Source organism: Proteus appendicitidis, assembly GCF_030271835.1.
GTDB lineage: Bacteria > Pseudomonadota > Gammaproteobacteria > Enterobacterales > Enterobacteriaceae > Proteus > Proteus appendicitidis.
This window is the reverse complement of sequence record NZ_CP127389.1, coordinates 2,575,156-2,594,548: the sequence shown is the minus strand read 5'-3', so window position 1 is coordinate 2,594,548 and position 19,393 is coordinate 2,575,156. Positions and strand designations below refer to the sequence as shown.

General features: G+C 34.7%; 19 protein-coding genes and 1 pseudogene. 10 read left to right on the top strand and 10 right to left on the bottom strand.

Going from position 1 to position 19,393, the window contains the following annotated elements:
* Window positions 1-2 precede the first annotated feature (2 nt).
* From QQS39_RS18675 to QQS39_RS12215, 3 genes and pseudogenes are all read left to right on the top strand, one after another.
* Window positions 3-383: pseudogene (locus tag QQS39_RS18675) on the top strand (hypothetical protein); the annotation flags it as partial.
* Window positions 366-1,565: a pyocin knob domain-containing protein gene (locus tag QQS39_RS12220; RefSeq protein ID WP_349497264.1), complete on the top strand. Its 1,200-nt coding sequence runs from the start codon at window positions 366-368 to the stop codon at window positions 1,563-1,565. The pseudogene QQS39_RS18675 and the gene QQS39_RS12220, both read left to right, overlap by 18 nt.
* A 14-nt stretch (window positions 1,566-1,579) precedes the next feature.
* Entirely contained in the window at window positions 1,580-1,972 is a 393-nt protein-coding gene (locus tag QQS39_RS12215; protein ID WP_285804622.1) for a tail fiber assembly protein, read from the top strand.
* A 156-nt stretch (window positions 1,973-2,128) separates the two neighbouring features.
* Here the strand turns inward: QQS39_RS12215 and QQS39_RS12210 are convergent, their stop codons facing one another.
* On the bottom strand, window positions 2,129-2,308 hold the full coding sequence (locus QQS39_RS12210; protein ID WP_036912664.1) for a GhoT/OrtT family toxin: 180 nt from the start codon (window positions 2,306-2,308) through the stop codon (window positions 2,129-2,131).
* Window positions 2,309-3,009: 701 nt separating this feature from the next.
* Between QQS39_RS12210 and QQS39_RS12205 the strand changes: the two genes are divergently transcribed.
* Window positions 3,010-3,552, top strand: coding sequence for a DUF924 family protein (locus tag QQS39_RS12205; RefSeq protein WP_151435533.1), 543 nt, complete (start codon window positions 3,010-3,012; stop codon window positions 3,550-3,552).
* Between the two features lie 74 nt (window positions 3,553-3,626).
* On the opposite strand, the gene QQS39_RS12200 is transcribed toward QQS39_RS12205, so the two are convergent.
* The 4 genes from QQS39_RS12200 to QQS39_RS12185 all read right to left on the bottom strand — a co-directional run bounded on the left by QQS39_RS12200 (window position 3,627) and on the right by QQS39_RS12185 (window position 9,083).
* The gene (locus QQS39_RS12200; protein WP_285804621.1) at window positions 3,627-4,403 is read right to left on the bottom strand and encodes a dimethyl sulfoxide reductase anchor subunit family protein; all 777 of its coding nucleotides are present in this window, start codon (window positions 4,401-4,403) and stop codon (window positions 3,627-3,629) included.
* Between the two features lie 3 nt (window positions 4,404-4,406).
* The gene (locus QQS39_RS12195; RefSeq protein ID WP_023581764.1) at window positions 4,407-5,024 is read right to left on the bottom strand and encodes a DMSO/selenate family reductase complex B subunit; all 618 of its coding nucleotides are present in this window, start codon (window positions 5,022-5,024) and stop codon (window positions 4,407-4,409) included.
* 11 nt (window positions 5,025-5,035) lie between these two features.
* Window positions 5,036-7,468, bottom strand: a complete 2,433-nt coding sequence (locus QQS39_RS12190) for a DMSO/selenate family reductase complex A subunit (RefSeq protein ID WP_151435531.1) — start codon at window positions 7,466-7,468, stop codon at window positions 5,036-5,038.
* 358 nt (window positions 7,469-7,826) lie between these two features.
* Window positions 7,827-9,083 (bottom strand): mechanosensitive ion channel family protein, encoded by a 1,257-nt coding sequence (locus QQS39_RS12185; RefSeq protein WP_151435530.1) that lies wholly within the window; start codon window positions 9,081-9,083, stop codon window positions 7,827-7,829.
* 598 nt (window positions 9,084-9,681) lie between these two features.
* On the opposite strand from QQS39_RS12185, the gene QQS39_RS12180 reads away from it, so the two are divergent.
* Entirely contained in the window at window positions 9,682-11,304 is a 1,623-nt protein-coding gene (locus tag QQS39_RS12180; RefSeq protein ID WP_285804620.1) for a hypothetical protein, read from the top strand.
* A 91-nt stretch (window positions 11,305-11,395) separates the two neighbouring features.
* On the opposite strand, the gene QQS39_RS12175 is transcribed toward QQS39_RS12180, so the two are convergent.
* Window positions 11,396-11,974, bottom strand: a complete 579-nt coding sequence (locus tag QQS39_RS12175) for an HdeD family acid-resistance protein (protein ID WP_151435528.1) — start codon at window positions 11,972-11,974, stop codon at window positions 11,396-11,398.
* 190 nt (window positions 11,975-12,164) lie between these two features.
* Between QQS39_RS12175 and QQS39_RS12170 the strand changes: the two genes are divergently transcribed.
* Window positions 12,165-13,019, top strand: a complete 855-nt coding sequence (locus tag QQS39_RS12170) for a D-amino-acid transaminase (RefSeq protein WP_285804619.1) — start codon at window positions 12,165-12,167, stop codon at window positions 13,017-13,019.
* A gap of 103 nt (window positions 13,020-13,122) precedes the next feature.
* Here the strand turns inward: QQS39_RS12170 and QQS39_RS12165 are convergent, their stop codons facing one another.
* Window positions 13,123-13,683 (bottom strand): helix-turn-helix domain-containing protein, encoded by a 561-nt coding sequence (locus QQS39_RS12165; RefSeq protein WP_196736403.1) that lies wholly within the window; start codon window positions 13,681-13,683, stop codon window positions 13,123-13,125.
* Between the two features lie 85 nt (window positions 13,684-13,768).
* Here QQS39_RS12165 and QQS39_RS12160 point away from each other — a divergent pair, with 85 nt between their 5' ends.
* Both QQS39_RS12160 and QQS39_RS12155 read left to right on the top strand, forming a co-directional pair.
* Window positions 13,769-14,431 (top strand): AzlC family ABC transporter permease, encoded by a 663-nt coding sequence (locus QQS39_RS12160; RefSeq protein WP_151435525.1) that lies wholly within the window; start codon window positions 13,769-13,771, stop codon window positions 14,429-14,431.
* Window positions 14,428-14,757 (top strand): AzlD domain-containing protein, encoded by a 330-nt coding sequence (locus tag QQS39_RS12155; protein WP_285805897.1) that lies wholly within the window; start codon window positions 14,428-14,430, stop codon window positions 14,755-14,757. The genes QQS39_RS12160 and QQS39_RS12155 overlap by 4 nt, the downstream gene beginning before the upstream one ends.
* 80 nt (window positions 14,758-14,837) lie before the next feature.
* On the opposite strand, the gene QQS39_RS12150 is transcribed toward QQS39_RS12155, so the two are convergent.
* The 3 genes from QQS39_RS12150 to QQS39_RS12140 all read right to left on the bottom strand — a co-directional run bounded on the left by QQS39_RS12150 (window position 14,838) and on the right by QQS39_RS12140 (window position 18,327).
* Window positions 14,838-16,241, bottom strand: a complete 1,404-nt coding sequence (locus QQS39_RS12150) for an ATP-binding protein (protein WP_285804618.1) — start codon at window positions 16,239-16,241, stop codon at window positions 14,838-14,840.
* Window positions 16,242-16,907 (bottom strand): response regulator, encoded by a 666-nt coding sequence (locus QQS39_RS12145; RefSeq protein ID WP_109373830.1) that lies wholly within the window; start codon window positions 16,905-16,907, stop codon window positions 16,242-16,244.
* A gap of 685 nt (window positions 16,908-17,592) precedes the next feature.
* Window positions 17,593-18,327: a hypothetical protein gene (locus QQS39_RS12140; RefSeq protein ID WP_285804617.1), complete on the bottom strand. Its 735-nt coding sequence runs from the start codon at window positions 18,325-18,327 to the stop codon at window positions 17,593-17,595.
* Between the two features lie 162 nt (window positions 18,328-18,489).
* On the opposite strand from QQS39_RS12140, the gene QQS39_RS12135 reads away from it, so the two are divergent.
* Both QQS39_RS12135 and QQS39_RS12130 read left to right on the top strand, forming a co-directional pair.
* Entirely contained in the window at window positions 18,490-18,828 is a 339-nt protein-coding gene (locus QQS39_RS12135) for a DUF5713 family protein (protein ID WP_151435521.1), read from the top strand.
* A 242-nt stretch (window positions 18,829-19,070) separates the two neighbouring features.
* Entirely contained in the window at window positions 19,071-19,349 is a 279-nt protein-coding gene (locus tag QQS39_RS12130) for a DUF2798 domain-containing protein (RefSeq protein ID WP_099075800.1), read from the top strand.
* Window positions 19,350-19,393: the final 44 nt, after the last annotated feature.

Sequence of the window (19,393 nt, the reverse complement as noted above, 5' to 3'; positions counted from 1 at the left end):
CTATGACTAAAATATTTAAAACCCCCTTTGCAACACAAGGGGATAAAACAGTTGTGCCTGTTGAAATTCAATCTGATGGTTCAGTGTCTTATACACAAGGTTATGGTTACGATTATGAGCGTGACCAAGTCACTGATCCGGCAGCAAAAGATATTGAACGTGAAAAAATGAATAGTTTATTTCACGATATCACTGAGTCTATTGGTGAAATGCAATTGCAGGGTTTTGCTAAGTGGTCGGAAGCAGGTAAACCTTATCCTATTCGTAGTGTGGTTTATCATAAAAATAAAGCTTGGCAGTCTAAAATTGAAAATAATAATGTAGAGCCAGTTGCAGGTAATGCATGGATTGAATTAAAAGCAGATATTAATGCGAATGATGTTGGTGCTTATTCTAAAGATGATGCCGATAAACGCTTCCAACCTGTAGGTAAATATCAAGTTGAAGGCCATGGCTATTCAAAAGCTGAATCTGATACGAAATATCAACCTAAAGGGAATTATGCCCCCGCGGGAAATTATGCCAATAAAGGCGAAAGCTATACCAAAGCCGAATCTGATGGTAAATATCAGCCAAAAGGAAGTTATCAACCTTCGGGAAATTATGCCAATAAAGGCGAAAGCTATACTAAAGCCGAATCTGATAGTAAATATCAGGGGAAAGGGAATTACCAAGCCGCGGGTTATAGTTACTCAAAATCTGAAGCGGATAATAGATATCAAGCGAAAGGTAATTATGTTGCTGCCACACGTAAAGTTAATGATAAGCCATTGAGTGGTGATGTAACGGTAACATCGCAAGATATTTTTTCTAATCAGGCGATTTCAATTGGCGCTAATCAAAATTTAAATAACTATAAAACCGCCGGTATTTATTTCCAGTCTGCAAATGCGAATGCAGCGACAAATTTAAATTACCCAGAAGCCATGGCGGGTACATTAATTGTTTTAAAAAATGCGGGTATTACTCAACTTTATTATGTTTATAACTCGAGCCGTATTTATTCTCGTAGCCATTATGGTAACGAAGGTTTTACACCATGGGCAAAAGAGTTTAATAGTCAAAATAAACCAACTGCAGGTGATGTAGGCGCATATTCCAAAGGCGAATCAGATGGTAAATATCAACCGAAAGGGAATTATCTAGCTTCGGGGTATAGTTATTCAAAAGGTGAGTCTGATGGTAAGTATCAGCCAAAAGGAAATTATTTAGCTTCTGGATATAGTTATTCAAAAGGTGAGTCTGATAATAAATATCAACCAAAAGGGAACTATGGTTCTAAAAATACAGCAAGCAAAGCAGATAATGGTTGGTGGAAATGTAATGATACAGGTGTTATTTATCAGTGGGGGTATTCAGGAAATATTCCTAGGGATGGAAGTAAAACTATAACTTTTCCATTATCATTTCCAAATAAATGTACGTCTGTAATTTCAGTTTCAAGTAAATTAAATCAAGATCCATATAATAATGGAGTATCAGTTATAGATTTAACTAAATCTAATTTTAAAATGATACATCAATCTTATGAAAATAGTTATTATTGGTTCGCTATTGGATACTAAAAAGAGGAATGTATATGTACTATTCTGCATCAAGCAATGGTTTTTTCCATAAAGATATTCATGATGAAATGCCAGATGATATTAAATTAATTTCTACTAAATATTATTCTGAACTCCTTTTTTATCAAGGAAAAGATAAAGAGATTCAGGCAGATAAAGATGGCTATCCAATACTCGTTAATTTAATAAAAAACGAAGATTTTATTTTAATAGCTAATGATAAGAAAAAAAGAAATATAGAATGGGTAATTAATGAATTAAAACCATTGGATTATTCTATTGAGCTAGGAATTATATCATTAGATGAAAGAGAAAGAAGAAAATTATTAATGAAATATTTGATAGACTTATCAAAGCTAGATACTAATGATGGTGTTGATATTCAATGGCCCCAAAAACCAGATTAATTATATTTTTCATAATATTAAATTACAATGATTAATCTTCATTCTTATGAACGTTTTAATAAAAAGCCACCTGTAAAATAGGTGGCTTATCAGCAATAAGATAAAATTACTCTTTTAATAGAATATAACTACGGTTATTAAGTTTAAATTAAAAAATTAACTAAAAATAGAGAAGATAAGTGCCATAGGAAAGCTAAGTGGCCAAGTTAAGGCGATTAATAATGCACTTAAAAGGCGCATGGCTAGGCTAGGATCTTTGGTTAAAAAGAAAGTAATAATAAACGATATTACAGCCCCAATAAGGTAGCTTATTCCAATAATAGAGATAGCAGACATAACAGATCATTCAGTAAATAGACTGCAACAATTGTACTCCAAAATTGTTAAAGAAACAGAGGAATAGGGCAAACTTTTCAATAAATGTCATTACTAATGTGCAAATTTTAAACATTCATCTCATTTTTGATCTCTGATTTCTTTAGGTTGTAATCACACAAAATAATAACAAGGTTAAAGCCTAAAAATCAAAATTTAGAAGCTAGTGCATTGATTTAATTTGTTATTTATAACAACCTTTATTGTTTTAAGAAAAGATTTATAGAAAAAATAGAACAAAATGGTATCGATCTTTTTTAGTAGTTTCATTATAAAAATTAAAATTTTTAAATGCTGATTTTTAAGGCAGGATAGTGATGAAGAGGTAAATGTAATGTTTGTAAAATGTACAGGTTAATTATATTACATCATGATATCGACAGAATGTAACAAATGGGATGAATGCCATTTTATACATACTTGTAGATAAATTGGCTTATGGATGGCGCGACTTAATGGATTTAAGCGTTAGCTAGGAAGCATTTAAAATCCCCTTTTAAGATTAAAAAGGGGATTTATTTTTTATGTCTTTTTCGGATAGGGGTTAATAGCTGTCACTCTATTAAAATGGTAACTTATCAAAGTAGTAACCCGTCAATGACGTTTATTTTGGTGAAAATAAACGCTGTTCTGATTAATAAACAACTAGCGTGGTAGTTTTTATGATCCCTTATCAATCAACTTTGACGTTTTGGTTTGAAGAATGCACACCAGAGCAATGGTTTAAAAAAGATATTCAGTTTGATAAAGAAATTAGCCGCAGATTTGGTGAATTATGTTTAAGCGCGAGTCGTGGCGAACTGGCATCATGGAGAGAAACGATAGAAGGGCGCTTAGCTGAGATTATTATTCTTGATCAGTTCTCACGCAATATTTGGCGTGATACGCCAAAAGCCTTCGCCCAAGATAATATGGCATTAATCTTAGCGCAAGAAGCTATCCGGTTACCGGGATACCTGACATTAACACCCGTTAAACGTAAGTTTATGATCATGCCATTTATGCATTCAGAATCGCCTAAAATTCATCAAGATGCGGTTATCTTGTTTTCTCAGCTTAATGATGAAAATACTTATCAATATGAACTAAGACATAAAGAAATTATTGATAAATATGGTCGTTATCCTCATCGTAATGCGATCTTAGGCAGAACATCTACACCAGAAGAATTAGATTTTTTACAGCAACCAGGATCTTCATTCTAAAAAAAATGCATACCTTTTCGGGTATGCATTTTTGTTTCTTTTCTATGGTTGATTAATCAACTATAACATCAAGATTACATTGTAATATGCCATAAATTATAGAAGGCGATACGACCTGATAATTCAGCAATAATCACAGCGGCTGCACAAGTTGCCAGCGTCATTTTTGATGCTTGCGCTTTTACTGCAGTAAATCCTACGATAACCACACCTAATGCTAATACCGCTAATTGGAATCCCCAAAATAGAGATTGCTCAGCGCTGAGTTCTGGACCTGTAAAGCCAAGGAAGCTCACATAACCAGAGCGAGTAGCAAAAGTGATAATGGCACCGATAATAAAGGATAATGCACCTAAACGTCTTGCACCTGTTGCCATTGCTAATACACCGCCGCCAACTAATAGCGTCATCCAAAATTGCAATGTGGTGTAGTTTGTATTCCAGTTAGCAATTGTAGGAATATGATAAATTTGTGGAATTGACCAAACGAATGCTAGACCAAAAATAACAGTAAATAGGTTACAAATTTCACGTAAGCCCTTCCATTTTTTCATCACAGTGAGTGCAACAGTTGCAAAAGCAAAACCTGTAAACACACCACTTAAAAACGCTTCGTTACTCATTGGAGAACGACCAACGCCGAAGAGCATATTGAAAAAACGCAGTGGCTGTCCAACGTGTAATCCACCAATACTTAAGCCAATTAATGTTAAGATCAGGGCTAAAATATTAGCATTACGCAGTTGGTTTTCATCAATTTGACCTAATTTTTTACTGATATAAGCAATAAGAAACAGACCCGCTGCTGACGAACCTAAAACAGTAAAAAAGACTAGAGGAAGTTCATGCATGGTTTATACCTCCGCCGCATTTTGAACTGAGCCGGTTTTATCACCAGAAGGTTTCGCTTCTTTGTGTGCTTTGATAACGATATTTGGATTGGTCAAGCTAGGATCAGGCATTGGTGCGATACCACATTCAGTACCATGTTTTGCTCTGATCACTTCAATATCATCAAAATCAAGCGCACGTTGAGGACAAGACTCAACACAAACCGGTTTCATGCCTTGTGCTACACGTTCGTAGCAACCATCACACTTAGACATGAGTTTTTTCTTCTCATCGAATTGTGGTGCGCCATAAGGACAACGCAATTCGCAATAACGGCAACCAACACAAATATCTTGGTTAACAACCACTAAACCATCTTCTTCACGTTTATGCATAGCGCCAGTTGGGCAACCAGCAACGCAAGTAGGGTTTGAACAATGGTTACAAGAAATGGATAAATAATAACTATAGATATTTTGTGTCCAGATCCCGTCTTGTTTTGCCCAGCTACCACCACCGTATTCATAAACACGGCGGAATTTAGGGCCTAAATCTAAATCTTTTTCATCCTTGCAACTGACTTGACAGGTTTTACAGCCAGTGCATTTAGTGGAGTCAAAATAAAAACCATATTGCTTCATGAGTTAACTCCTTATGCACGTTTCACTTCAACAAGGTTTGTATGTTGTGGATTTCCTTTAGCAAACGGCGATGGGTGCCAGCTTGTTAATGTATTAATGCATCCACCTGTATCTACACCTGTTGTATCAAGTGAACGCCATGCACCTTGCGGTACTGCAATCACACCAGGTAATACACGATCGGTTACTTTGACGAGAATATTTAAACGACCACGAGCATTATAAATCTCAGCAATATCGCCAGATTTTAATCCACGTTCAGCCGCATCAATTGGGTTTAACCAGAATTGATGAGGAATAGCTTCACGTAACATAGCAACGTTATAGTAACTTGAGTGAACGTGACCTTTATCGTGGAAACCCGTCATTTGCAGAGGGAATTTCTCTTTAAGCTTAACGTTTTCAACACCTTCTTCATTTTTACAATATTCTGGAATTGCAGGAATACGATCGCCTTCGGGTAGAACCCAGCCATCGGTGTCTTGCATCAGTTTTTCAGAATAAATTTCAATCTTACCTGACGCTGTTTTTAATGGATTAGCGATAGGATCTTGACGGAATGCTTCAAGTGCAACGTATTGATTACGGTTAGGTAATTTACGATCGATAATGCCTACATCATTAGTTTCTGCAAATGTAGGTAGTGCTGGGTTTTTCTCACGCATTTGGTTATAGCAATATTCAATCCACTCTTCGTAAGTACGTCCTTCAGTGAATTGCTCTTTGGTACCCATTTTTTCTGCAATATCGGTTAAGACATCATAGCAAGGGCGGTTTTCCCAAAGTGGTTTAATCGCATTTTGTAAACGTACGACATAATGGTAAGCACCACTTGCGTAAGAGTTATTGATAAGATCGTTTGTCTCAACGGTTGTCACATCTGGCAGTAAGATATCAGCGTATTTTGCAGATGGTGTCATGTGGTTATCCCACACTAAAATAAACTCACATTTTGATTCATCTTGCAGTAAATCATGTGTTTTATTCAAGTCAGCGTGTTGGTTACCAATCACGTTACTGGAATAACACCACATAAATTTAATGCCCGTATCGAGTTTATCTTTATTTCTGACACCCGCATTTTTGCTGGTCAATTGATCACCGCGAGCAATTGCCTCAGACCACATAAATGTTGGGATCAAGGTCTTAACTGGGTTAGGCAGAGCAAAACTTGCAACGGGATAAGCAACGTTACCACCCCAACAACCTGTATTTGTACCAGGGCGACCAATATGACCTGACATTAATGGTAGCATCATAATCGCACGACAGGCTTGCTCACCATTTGAAGTACGCTGAATACCCCAACCTTGAGAGATCCATGCAGCTCTTGCACCACCAATTTCACGCGCTAATTGGATAATACGTGCAACAGAAATACCGGTTAATTTGCTTGCCCACTCAGGTGTTTTTGCAATGCCATCAGGGCCATTACCTAAAATGTAATCTTTATAAGAGCCATTTTCAGGCGCTGATGCAGGTAATGTTTGTTTATCCCAACCGACGCAATATTCACGTAAGAAATCTTCATCGGTGATGCCTTCTTGGATCATCACATAGCCTAATGCAGCGACTAATGCAGCATCAGTACCCGGATAAATAGGGATCCATTCGGCACCTAATGTTGTCACACTGTCGGTACGACGAGGGTCAATAATGATAACTTTACTTTTGCTCTTATCTAACGCATTTAACGTTTCATAAAACTGACCACCACCAGACATACGTGTTTCAGCAAGGTTATGACCAAACATCACAACTAAATCTGAATTCTCAATTTCTGTTAACAGTGATTCCAGCATATCGCCATAAACATAAGGCACAATACCGGTTAATTGAGAGTATGAATAAGTACCATAGTCACTTAAAAAACCACCAACAGTACTTAATAAGCGTTTACATGCTGTTCTACCGTGTAAGTTTGCACCTGTGGAACCTGTACCATATTGGTAATAAATAGACTCATTACCGTATTTTTCGATGGTATATTTTAATTTTTCCGCGATGATTGAAGTGGCTTCATCCCAAGAAATACGCTCAAATTTACCTTCACCACGCTTACCTACACGCTTCATTGGGTATTTTAAACGATCAGGGTTATACGTTTTCCAACGTACAGAACGACCACGCAGACATGGACGAATCTGGTGAAGACCAAATGTTGAATCGTCATACATAGTTTCATTAGAAATACGGCGAATCACACCATCTTTCACATGAACTTTTAATGGACAACGGCTACCACAGTTCACTAAACATGCACTGTATTTGATAGTTTCAGAAGTCTCATCAGGACGAATACCCTGGGGAGTTTGAGCATTAGCAGCGAATGGTAATGAAACCGTTCCTGCAATAGCGGCAGCACCAGAAATAACTGCTGCAGACTGAATGAATCCACGCCGACTCATTTCAGTAATAGAAGTATTATTTTTAATTTTTGACATTGACATTACCCTAACATTTTTCACAACAAGTAAAGTTGTATATATATGTTAAGTTATAACCCTTCTACCTATAATGATTTATATCAATATAAAAAATGTTAATAACGTTATCTAAAAAAATAATTATTAAACAAATGGTTACATTTTTTGATAAATACCACTTTAGTGGTAACGGAAACATCAAATAAATAGGATTTAACAATCGATCGATATATAAAAAATAACATATCGATTTTTAATACACGATAATAAAACAAGATTGTTAACATGATAACAAAATAAGAGATTAAAAATATTTGTTAATAAGAAAAGTAAAAAAGAAGAATAATTCTTCTTTTTTACTAAATACCAAAATGATTTATTGCGGATTATTTTCTACAGGAAATCTGAGTGTTCTTACATCATTTCCGGTTGGGGATTGGTGAACTCTTAAGCCAAATTGAGGCAAAATAGCAAAGATGTGATCAAATATATCTGATTGAATCGCTTCGTATTGAACCCAAACAGTCGTGTTCGTAAAGGCGTAAATTTCAATAGGAAGCCCCTCCGAAGTTGGTGCTAATTGTCTTACCATAATAGTCATTTGCTTATGAACATTAGGATGATTTTTTAAATAAGCTTCAACATACGCACGGAAGGTTCCAATATTGGTCATGCCACGTTGGTTTAATGGTGTTTGACATTCATTACCCAAGGTTGCATTGAATTGATTAATTTCACTTTCCTTATTTTGTATATAAGGAGCCAACAAGTGAGCTTTTTCTAGATCATCAAGTTGTTTTTTATCTAAAAAATGGATGCTGTTAATATCAAGAGCAAGACTTCGTTTAATACGACGTCCTCCTGATTTTGTCATTGCTTGCCAGTTTTTAAAGGAATCTGAAATGAGAGAATAAGTTGGAATAGTCGTAACCGTATTATCCCAATTACGCACTTTAACGGTTGTTAAACTAATATCAATAACAGCGCCATCAGCACCATATTTAGGCATTTCTAACCAGTCACCAAGGCTTATCATGTTGTTTGCAGATAATTGAATACCAGCGACTAATCCCATAATAGGATCTTTAAACACCAACATTAATACAGCCGTCATGGCGCCTAAACCACTGAGTAAAATAAGAGGTGATTTGCCAATAAGTAGGGAAATAATCATTATCCCAATCAGCACAGAGGCGGCAAGTTTTAAGCTTTGAAAAATACCTTTTAATGGTAATCGGCCAAATGAGGATGAATTTCTCATGATCTGCATACAAAGATCCATAATAGAGAAAAGCATCAACAAGCCAAAAATTAAGCACCACGCTTGAGCGCTGGTGGTGAGAATTTCTTGTGTTTTACCTGCTCCCATCCACACCAGCGCTTGGATATTAACAACAACGCCTTGGATTAAAAAAGCAAAACGACTAAATAATTTATTTATTTCTAGAGAAAATTGCCATTTTTGATCGTACTGACTTATTGCTTTGGAAATTTTGGGTAAGACCAATTTGTGCAAAATAAAATGGAGAATGATTGCGACAAGAAAAATAATGGCTAAAACGAGTAGGAGAGAGGCGACTTGTGCATACTCCTCATTGAATTGACGTATCCATGTAAGCAGTTGCTGCTGCATAAAATATCCTCATAGTTAATGTGGGGTGTATATTAAGAGTATAGAAAAGAGATCTTAGTTCAAGAAGGTGAATTTTTTGTTACGAAAAATGCGAGGGTAAGCGAGATGATAAATAAGCGTTGCGGAGTGAATAAAAGCCAGAAATAGTCTTTTGTGCGATGAGGGGCTATTTCTGGCTTTATGCTGTATTTTATTTTAAATCAAATAATTACAGTAAACGAGTTGATGATAATTTGACAACAACTTGGTGCAGGTTAGTAATAAAAGAAGTCATTGATTTCATATTAAGTATCCTATTAATAAAATGTGATTCGCGTCACAAATATTTTCTGAGATTGATTTTAATCACATTTCCATAACAGTCAATAGCTTTATACAAAAATATTTTAAAATTTAAATTATTTTTTATTACAAGGGTGATTTTTATCGATCCTGTAGAGTGTATTCTATTGAAAACTTTCCTTATCTTATTGTTTATAATCTATTTTTTATTTTTGTCTGACAACAATGCTTAGTTAACTTTTTTCTATTGTGATTTTCACTTAAATTTTTTTCTTTAAGCTAAAAATGGAGTCGGAAAAAGAAAGGAAATCACTCAATGAATATCGAAACAAAAGAAGAACGTTTACAAAAAATTTTACAAGGTGATAAAAGTGTAATAGCACTGACACCGCCTGTTTATGGTGCTAATACTCAATCCGTTATTGGTGATGATGTGGATATTAAATTCAATCAGATAAAATTATCTCCTGATGATTCTGATAACGAAGTAAAACTGAATCGAGTTATCAAATATGAGGTGGTTATAACGGGGATTAATCTACGTTTAGCCGAATGGCGTACAAGTCCAAAAGGCATTTTAATTTTGCCAAATAACAAAGATGCGTACACCACTATAGTGGATAACAGCAAAACAGAAATCTCTTTAACGGGTAATCGAAGTGGTGTGGCATCATTACAATTGATCTTAAAAGATGAAGATGATGATAATGTTGTTTATTACGCAACACCGATACAAATTCGAGTTACCCCACCTAAAATCAATCCTAACACTGACTGTTCATCGAATAATTGTGAAAAATTTGATGATTTGCTGACAATACGTTCAGAATCTATGCAATGGCCAAGTCTGTGGGAAAGTGTTCCTAAAAGTTTTGTGGTACATCTTCAAGATAAAGATGGTGAAGATGTTCAAAATAAAGAGGTCAAATTAATTTACGATGAGGAAAATAGTACCTTAGCGGTTGCGCCAGAAATTTATAATTCAGATGGTGAGAAAATTAGTATTGGCAAAACTAACAAATACGGTATTGTCAGTTTTAAAGTCAAATTTAAAAAGAGTGAACCTCAACAAGTCGCTATATTTTATGCCGAAACTGAAAATATCGAAAATCCAGATAAACCAATAAAATCAAGACATTATTATGTTGAAATGACAACGGAGAAATTATCCTCTCCTAAAGTACCAGCAACTTTAAATGGTATTCTCAGCTATCATAGTGATAATTATTGCGTTAACGCGAATCTCATTTTAGGTCGTGATATTAGTGAAAGCACACAAGTTGGATTTTATTTTAATGATCAACTTAAGATGTTGCCATGTACTGATAAGTCTGCAATTTCTGTGAGATTAGAAAATCAGTTATTAACAAATGGCATTCATTACATTTCTTTCTTCACTGTTGATATCTTCGATAATATCTGTTTTTCTCGACGTGAGCGTATTATTATTGATAACACTTTAACGGGGGAATGTAATAAGCAAATTACAAATATCGCGCCCAAGCCTTGTATTAGTGTCACTATTCCTCAGATTTGCGATCGCTACTTTAATTCTGTCAATATTAGGCTTGTTCCCTCTTTATGTTTACAAATTAAAAATCGCGTAGCGAAAATGAATATCCAAAAAATAGCTATCATCTTTAATGGTTATTCGAAGGTAGCTGGCAATGAAAGAAAGGTGATATATCGCTCAACATTAGAAGTCTACGCTGATGATCCTCGTTTAGGTAATTTCTTACATGATACAACATCTAATAACGATCCTATTAATATAGTTGAAATCCTGGAGCCGGTATTAAAGAGTATTTTGGCTGATGCATTGCCTAATATTGAAGTAGGGCAACTCGGTATTCAGGTGATGGTATTTGAAAAAACAGGAAATTGTTACTTTTGTGGAGAAAATATGTATACGGTATCGATGCGCTTACCTTGTGCTTAATACAAATCTATTTTGCTTCATACTTAAGAGCCACCTTGTGTGGCTCTTTGTCTATATTTCATCAATAAAATTATTATCACTAAATAATCAATTAGTGAGTCATTCGTTTTATCGCACTTATTATCGATAAAATGGTGATAGAGCTTAAAATAAGTTGTATACCAATTAATGCCATGACGAGAGCGACTGACGTTTCAGGTCCAAAAGCAATTAAGAAATAGGCAATCACTAAATCCAAAAATCCCACTAATATATTGAACCAGCCATAAAAATTATCCTTAATCTGTTTAAAGCCTATATTTAGGCGCAGTATACCCGCAAAAATAAATAGAAAGCCGATAAAAAAGGCAAGACTAAGCATACCTTTTAGTGGATCAGTGACAAAAATATAGCCAAGCAGAAGATAAATAAAACCCGCTAATAACGTAATCAACATTGACCAACTAGAAGAAACTTGAGCATTAAAACCACCAATAATGCTGGATATCGCGCAGGCAAAAAATACAACACCGAGTAATACACTAATAACAATGCCAGAAGAAAAAGGGTTAATAATACAGATAAAACCTGCAATAAAGCCCAGTATGGCAATAATAGTCATTAAAGTGCATTGTTTTTTAACCAGTTTCTCCGTTAGCTGAGATAAATTATTTTTATTAATATCTAACATAGCCACCTCTTATCCTTATATTTGGTACATAAGTTAAATTATAGCAATGTTTGCTTATATAACATGACCTCGTTACATAAAATTATAATTAAAAAAATGTCGGAATGAGGGGCATCTTTTAAATAGAAAATTGAAGGTGTAAGGTAGTGGATTGAGATAGATTGTTAATAAAATTTATAACGGAGGTAAAATGTCTGATATCGTGTATTTAGACAGTCACTTTGTACCTAAAGAGCAGGCTAAAATATCTGTTTTTGACCGTGGTTTTTTATTTGCAGATGCTGTTTATGAAGTTACTGCTGTTATTGATGGTCAGCTTATTGACTTTAATGGGCATTTTCAACGCTTACAGCGTTCATGCAAAGAATTAGGTCTATCGCTTCCCATTACCAAAGAGTTGTTAAGTGATGTTCATCATCAACTTATCAAAAAGAATAATCTTCATGAAGGGCTTATTTATTTACAAATAACACGAGGTACTGATTCCTCTCGTTTTTTTGATTTTCCATCTTCATCTGTTCCTTCCACAATCGTAGCTTTTGTACAACATTCAACAGTTGTGGATCATCCTAATGCAAAAAAAGGGATTTCAGTCATTAGTGTTGAAGATATTCGCTGGCAACGTTGCGATATTAAAACAGTGGCATTATTAGCGGCGTGTTTAGCAAAACACCATGCACATCAACAAGGTGCCGATGATGCTATTTTAATTAAAGATGGTTATATAACAGAAGGCAGTTCAAGTAACTTCTTTATTGTTAATCATGATAATGAAATTATTACTCGACCGCTAAGTCAGGATATTTTACCCGGTATTACACGCCAAGCGATTATTCAATTAGCACAAGAAGAAGGGCTTAAAATAACAGAACGCCTATTTACTCTTGATGAAGCCAAAAAAGCAAAAGAAGCTTTTATTAGCTCAGCGACGACATTAATTTGGCCAGTTATTTCAATCGATAATGAAGATATCAATCAGGGAATAGTTGGGCATTTATCTCAACGGTTACGAGAGATCTACCTTGATAAAGCACTTAAAAAATAACTGACTAGACTGACATTCTTTATCAAATTTATCGCACTGCTTTCAGATTATTATTGTAATATAGCAGTGCGGTAAATTTATCATAATTCGCTCTACTATTATGTTAATTATGATGTTCAATAATCATGACGGCAGTTGTGTCTGGCTCTAAAGCTCGTAATACATGAGTGACATCACCGGGATAGCAAATATAATCACCGGGTTGTAATTCTTGTTGATTATCTAAAGTACCTACCATTGCGCTTCCGCTGATAATAATAATATGTTCAGTCACATTTTTACTGTGAGGATCAGAGACTCTATCTTTTCCGGGTTGTGCAATCACGGTGTATATATCGCGTTTTGCGCCTACAGGGCAGGATGAAAGTAAAAAAGCATGGTAGTACGCTTTTTCTGCGCTGATTTTAAAGCCATCACCTTTACGGATCACCTTAATTTCAGGCTGTGGTGCTGAAATAAGTTGAGAAAAAGGAATATTTAACGCAACACAAATTGCCCAAAGTGTTTCAATACTTGGATTTCCTTGTCCCGCTTCTAATTGAGAGAGTGTTGATTTTGCAACACCCGCTCGTCTTGCTATTTCAGCAAGTGAAAGACCCGCTTTTTTTCTTTCTCTAGCCAGAGCCTGAGAAATAATTTCAATAGGCGCACAAGGCGATGACATCATAGCTTCCTTCAAAAATCATCTTGCAAAAAAATAAATCGTTCAACATAATGAACGAATGGTTCGATAAAAAATACTACATTCTATGCAAATTAACAGTCGTCTTGATAATAACGTACTTAGAGATATTGTGCTTGTTTCATTAGCTGACGGTATTGTCGGTATCTCTTATGGCGCTTTAGCTCATACACAGGGTTTTGATTTTTGGGTGCCATTAGTGTTATCCATTTTTGTTTTAGCGGGCGCTTCTGAATTCCTTTTTATTGGCGTTGTGGCGATGGGAGGAAGTGCAATATATGCCGCTCTTGCGGGATTAATGGTTAATGCACGACATATTCCTTTTAGTATGGCGGTAAAGGATCTACCGGGAAAAGGGCTTAAATCATTATTAGGTTTTCATATATTAAATGATGAGAGTGTTGTATTTGGTTTATCTCAGCGTACTGCAGAACAAAATAAATTAGCATTTTGGGCTTGTGGATTAGGTATTTTACTTGTCTGGCCTTTGGGTACCATGCTTGGTGTTTACTTGGGATCATTTATCGTAGATATAAAGATGCTAGGGCTGGATGCGATGTTTCCGGCTATTATTCTCGCACTAAGTTTACCTGCATTAAAAAATAAACTAACACGTCATGCAGCAATAATAGGGAGCATTATTGCACTCTTAACCACATTATTCCTTCCTGCTGGGATACCCGTTTTATTATCGCTATTAGGCGTACTGTTTGTGATTAGGAGAATATAATGTCCACGGCTTCTATTATTACAGGAATTATTATTCTTGCTGTTGGTACATACGCCATGCGTCTTTCCGGAATATTACTCAATAATAAAGCAGGGGTATCAGAGAGGGTTAAAGAGCTTCTCTCATTATCTGCGATTGTTATTCTGTTTTCAGTGGCGATGACATCGACATTTTTTGATGGCGACCAACTTGCTGATATTTCAAAAATTGTTGGTGTTGGTGTCGCAGGTGTGCTTACTTGGCAAAAAAAACCTTTTATTATGATTGTGCTTAGTGCAGCAATTTTGACAGCTGGTCTACGTTGGTTAATTAATCTTTGGGGATAACACCTTTTAGGATCTCAGTACGATAAAATAAAAAGGAGGTACAAAGACCTCCTTTATTCTGCAATATCGCTATCTATTTATTAATCGTTTTCTGATGATTTTACTTCTAAAGGGAGAACAATAATAAAGCCAATTCCTTTATTATTTAGCCCTTCAGTAACAATTAACGATGCTTGAATTTTATTAGCAAGATTTTGTGCAATAGATAGACCTAACCCGCTGCCTGTTTCGTTAGAGCCTGGAACGCGATAAAAACGTGAAAATAGAACATTGATATGTTCTTTGGCAACACCAGGACCATTATCACGCACAATAACATGTATCCCTTCGGCATATCGATTCTCGATAGTTACCTCAACTTGGCTACCTTTAGGGCAATATTTAATAGCATTATCAAGCAGATTATTAAATATAGAGAGTAAAGCCTGTTTATCAGTCTTAAGTGTTAATGTTTGACCTTCATTAAGTGATAACTCAATATTTTTAGTAATCGCATAAGGAACGTGTTGTGCTATTGCATTTCCAATAACGTTATAGATATCAAGAGATTCTATTTTTAATGGGAAATCGTCACATTCTAATCGTGCCAAATCAATTAATTGATGAGAAAGAGCTGCGGCTCTATCAAGAGATTGTTTCATATCATCAATAATTTCTTCACGCTCTTGCTGATCATCGACTAAAGAGAGCAGATGTAATTGAGCGATAACCGCAGCTATTGGTGTTCTTAATTCATGGGCGGCATCTGCCATAAATTGTTTTTCACGGATATTAGCAGCGTCAATTCTTGCCATTAATTGGTTTAGCTCTTTAAAGATAGGGCGAATTTCTTTAAATTGCTGACCGACATTAATCGGCGTTAAATTACGTGGTTTACGGTTAGAGATAAGTTCTGCAGCTTGTCTTAGAGGGCGTAAACTAAAATAGGCCGTAATTAAGATGGCAAAAATAACCGTCGCAAGAATAAATAGGAAAGGAATAAAGGTGCCTTCAACAGGGTTACCAATAACATGACCTCTGTCTTCAACAGATTCACCGATAAACACTTTTATTTTATGTTTTTCTCCCCAACTAAAAGAGAGTATCCATTTTTCACCTGCAACAGACACTTTTTCTGATGCTAATGAAAGTACTCTTGTAGGGATAGGCAACTCAGGACGATTAGTATAAATCAGCGTATTATTTTCATCTAAGGCAATAAACCACGGCAGATATTGTAGCTCATCATCTTCACCGTTAAGCATGGCGTCGATATACATACCTTGTAAATTATGAGCGATTTCTTTGAGAACTTCAGGTTGGTCAGCAACAATCTCTAAGGTATTAGCAAAACCCTCAGCAATAATTTCTTGCTGTTTGTTATAAACTTTTTCAAACTCAGCAAGATAATCAAATTGTATCCAAGCTAACCAAACGCCCCAAAGCATAACGATGGAGATAATCTGAAGGACAATGGTGTAAATAAAGAAGGAGCGGATCTTCATTTAATTAGTTTCTTTTTTTAATAAATAACCTACGCCACGAACTGTGATAATACGTTCTTTGCCTATTTTTCTTCGTAAATTATGCATATGCACTTCAAGGGAATTGCTCTCAATTTTATCGTCTAAACCAAATAAACGCTGTTCCAACTCTGACTTACGCACCACATTGTCAGTATTACGCATTAATTCATATAATAGTTGGTATTCTTTACCTGATAATAAAAGTAATTCGTCATTTAAGGTGACTTGATGGTTTGCTGGATTAAGTTGCAAATCGCCAATAGACCATATTTGTGAAGAAAAACCTGCCATTCTACGACTCACTGCTTTTACGCGAGAAATAAGTTCAGGCATAGCAAAAGGCTTTGGTAAAAAATCATCTGCGCCTGAGTCTAATGTTTGTACTAAATTATCAATTTGAGTGCGGGCAGTTAAAATAATAATCGGAATTTTCTCGCCACTTTTTCTCAGCGCAATCAGTTCATCTTGCCCATCACCATCAGGTAAACCTAAATCTAATAGCATTAAATCAAAAGGGCGTTGGCTTAATTGAACACGAGCATCCGCAAGCAATCTGACCCAACATGGTTGAAAACCAGCAATTTCAAGCCCGCGACAAAGTGCTTTACCGAGTTGTAAATCGTCTTCAACTAATAAAATATTCATAATAATACCTATCTAAAATCGTCTTAAGAAAGTATAAGAGCCAAATAAAAATTGAGCAATATAATAAAATGCAAAGCAAGGTTTGATTAATGAACTCTTAATGTAAGGTAAATTTTTATTTAATACTTTTTACTAAAAATAAATGACTGGAATTTTTAGAAATAGATTAAGATAAAAATGCTATTTATTTTATTTTTATCACGTTAAGGCATTTAATGTTAAATTTAGAGATCTATTTTAGATAGAATTAGCATAATTAATCTAATGTGAATAATAAATATCTCACTCTATTATGCTAAAGTAACTTAAATACATTATTTAAGTCACCTTGAGTTTAAAAATAAAGCTTATTAAAAATCAACAGTCTATAAATAAGGTTTTATATTTAGAATGATATAAATATAAAATATCAATTTCATTGAATAATATAACTATTAAATTGATGTCTTATTCTTTTATTGAAAATAGATAACTGTTTTAATATATCCCTGTTGTGCAACATGTTTATTAGATTTAAATTATTTACTCTATTCATCTATACTCTTGCAGTAAAAATTAACGACTTAAAAGGAATTGATTTTTCAATAAAAGGAATTTACATGAAATTAGATGGTGTTATTTAGTATAAATTAAATCATTCTGTGTCAGAAATGCTCCCAACCCTCTGGGAGCATTTCACCTGATGTTATTGCTTACAAAGTGAGTTATCCCACAACACTAAGTTAAATGGTAAATTTAATGGTATTACCAACTCATTTACCGTGGCTTGAAGGTCTGCTTTTGCTTGGGTCAACCTTTGTTTATCTATATCAGGAATAAAGCCATCTTTTGCCGGTAAATCATCTAATGTGTACTCTTCTACTAAAACGCCATTAGCCCAACGTTGAAATAGCCAATAACTTTCTGGCATTAATGTATATTTTGTACCGTCAATAATTGTTGTTTTATCTTCCTGATAACGAACAGAAATAAGCTGATTTGTAACATTATCCCAAATCCAGCCTTTATATGTTCCATCCTCTAATCGATTTATCGACCAATGCATATCATCAGGTTGATAAAAATACAGCTCAGTTAATGCAACATAAGATGTGGTTTTTGTTGCTAATGAAGCTTGAATAAGACCACTCGTAAAATAAGAAATATAAAGTGTTTTATTATCAATATTCAGTTCAATGCTGCAAGTATCCCAATGCGTTATTGTTAAACCTTCTTTAGTTGGTTTTTCTGGAATGGAGATCACCGCATCTGTTGCATCATCTTCTGCTGGTGGGTAGTAATGACCTGTAATATATTCACCATTATTGCCATAGAAGTGCCATGTCGCTAAAGGTGCATTTTTTAAATATTTATTAATGGTCAAAAAAGAGAGCAGTGCAATAGTCAAAAAAAGAAATATAAATCGTATTTTTTTAGCCATTTTAATTAATTGCCTATTTTTCGTTTGCTGGTCAGAATTCTATAAATTCATAGAAATAAAAGCGAGACATTTAATTAAAAAACGTAATATACTTTTCTGTCATTAAGATAATAAGTGCGCTTTAATGACCTTAAGATAAATACTTAGATAAGGATATTTTTTATGATTAAAAATAAAGTACTCGCTGCACATTATTTTTTAAAGGAAATGGACAATGATAATTATTATCCAGCACACCTTGTAAAGAAAGGGCAAGATTTATTAAAAGCGCTTTGTGTAAAAATAGAAGCGACTTCACCTAAAAATTTGGCAGAACTTTATATTCTAACGCAACAAACAACAGATCAATTTAATGCATTAGCTGAAGAATTTTATGAAGAAAATAGCGAAATTGAAACAATAGCCAGAGAGTGCATTGCTGAGGATTTTGGCGTTATTGCTGATGAATATGGTTTTGAAGATGCTGATATAGAAGAGTTAATTGCAACACGAGATTGGTAGAAAGAAGAGGAGAAAACCCTATCGTGTTTTCTCATTTTTCATTAATCTCAATTTTATCATTATCACCTAAATGATAATGATAATAATTTAGTTGACAAAGAAATATTTATTAATAAACTAGCTCTCAGTTTGGTCTAAAAGACTCGTAAGCGTTTACGTTAATCAACGCATATAACTTTTTTTAGCCTGTTGTATTGGCAGTTATGTGCTGTTGTACAATCGTATTATTGGAGTCTTTATCTATGTCTTTTCAGGACAAAAATTACTTTTTAGGTATTCCTAAACTTCCTACTCGAGCAATGATTTTTCTTGTTCCCTTTTTCCTTTCTTTTATTATGTCAGGTATTGTGGCTTTTATTAGTACCGTCAAATCGTTAGGAATGGGAATGTACGTTATCTCTCCATGGTTAACTTCTTGGGGGATCTCTTGGATGATTGCTTTTCCTACGGTTTTATTCGTTTTGCCGATCGCAAGACGCTTTTCACTGTTATTGGTGAAACCTGCCAAATCTAATGATTAATTAAAAAAGAGATCAGCAATTGATGCTGATCTTTTTGTTTTTCA